Origin of the sequence: Mesobacillus sp. (assembly GCF_049588175.1) — a bacterium.
Lineage (GTDB): Bacteria > Bacillota > Bacilli > Bacillales > Cytobacillaceae > Mesobacillus.
In genome coordinates this window covers 1-1,763 of the sequence record NZ_JBAVFI010000084.1, presented here as the reverse complement: position 1 = coordinate 1,763, position 1,763 = coordinate 1, and the positions used below count along the sequence as shown (strand labels likewise).

1 protein-coding gene is annotated in these 1,763 nt (G+C 45.2%); it reads right to left on the bottom strand.

Annotated elements, in window-relative coordinates; genetic code table 11:
* Positions 1–323 precede the first annotated feature (323 nt).
* Positions 324–1,694: a 23S rRNA (uracil(1939)-C(5))-methyltransferase RlmD gene (rlmD, locus tag WB217_RS01865; protein ID WP_423990114.1), complete on the bottom strand. Its 1,371-nt coding sequence runs from the start codon at positions 1,692–1,694 to the stop codon at positions 324–326.
* Positions 1,695–1,763: the final 69 nt, after the last annotated feature.

Here is a 1,763-nt window from a genome sequence, read left to right as displayed (position 1 = left end):
TTTTCTATATAAACATAAAACGATTTCTCCAATAAAAAAAACGATCGCTCATCCAACCCAGCCTCTCGCATTTTACTCTTTGCCTTATTGGTCAAAGCTATCGGACAACGATATGCCTTATTTTGAGAACTTTTCATACATCCACCTGCTTTTTTAACAAAAAAAGTTTTGATATGGGTAATTAATCTTTAAGTATATACAGTTTTTTAACTAGGTTATTATAGCATAATGTTTAGGGGTCGAAGTTCAGGTTTATTGTCCAATTTTTGGTGGGGGATTTGGATATAAAGAGCCTTATCCGTCATAAGGATAAGGCTCTTCGCTTAAACTAGTTCAATCTTCGCCACACACTCAACGTGCGTCGTCTGCGGAAACATATCAACAGGCTGAACCTCAACCGTCTTATACCCGCCATCTTCAAGGATTCGCAAATCCCTTGCCAAAGTTGCCGGATTACACGATACATACACAACCTTCTTCGGTTTCATATCAATAATGGTCTGCAAAAGTGCTTCGTCGCAGCCTTTACGAGGTGGATCCACAACTAACACATCCGCGCTGTTGCCTTCTTTGTACCAGACTGGAATGACTTTTTCTGCTTCCCCGACTGCGAATTCCGCATTGGTGATTTCATTCAGCTCTGCATTCCTTTTTGCATCTTCAATCGCTTCCGGGACGATTTCGACTCCGAAAACCTTCTTCGCTTTTTGCGCTAAAAACAACGAAATTGTGCCGATGCCGCAATACGCGTCGATTACGGATTCTTCACCTGTCAGCTCAGCGTATTCCAAAGCTTTGTCATAAAGCACCTTTGTCTGCTCAGGATTTACCTGGTAGAACGAACGCGCTGAAATCGCGAACTTGATGTCGCCGATATAATCATAGATGACCTCGCTGCCCCAAAGCACCTCTGTTTTATCGCCCATGATCACATTCGTTTTCTTAGAGTTCACGTTGTGGACGATTGATTTTACCTTTGGAAGCCTCGCAATGATCTCCTCGACCAGCTTGTTCTTATGAGGAATGTCACTCGTTCTTGTGACAACGACGACCATTAATTCGCCAGTCTGCCTGCCGTAGCGGGCCATAATGTGGCGGATCACTCCTTTATGGGACTCCTCATTATAAGGCTGAATCCCAAGCTCACTGGCAATTTCTTTTACCGCTTGAACGGCTTCGTTTATTTCACGCAGATGCAAAAGACTCTCGTTCGTATCGACGATTTCATGGCTGCGCGGCTTGAAGAAGCCTGCGATCAGCTTGCCGTCTTTTTCGCCAACCGGGACCTGCGCCTTGTTCCGATAGTGCCATGGATTCTCCATGCCTAAAATCGGATGCACCTTTACATCTTCTAGCTTGCCAATGCGCGTCAGCACCTGCTTCACTTGATTTTCCTTATACTTCAGCTGGCCCTCATAATTGATGTGCTGCAGCTGGCAGCCTCCGTATTTGTGGGCATCCTCTGCTGGGCAGTCGACCCGGAAAGAACTCATTTCGAGTATCTCCATTAAGCGTCCAAAACCATAGCCTTTGTTCGCCTTGATGACTTTTATCTTCGCTTTTTCGCCGGGAAGGCCGCCTGGAACGAAGATCGGGTAGCCCTCAACCTTGGCCACGCCCGCGCCGTCATGTGTCAGATCCTCAAATACTACCTCTATATAATCGTTTTTTTGAACTGGTATCGTTTTGCTCATGTTTTCCGTCCTTTGCTGTGAATTAGCTAAGTCAGATTTTATCATAATGAAGGAAGGATTGCGAAAAGC

Excerpts from the sequence above, each read along its gene's own strand:
- rlmD (WP_423990114.1), bottom strand. The coding sequence starts at position 1,694 with ATGAGCAAAACGATACCAGTTCAAAAAAACGATTATATAGAGGTAGTA.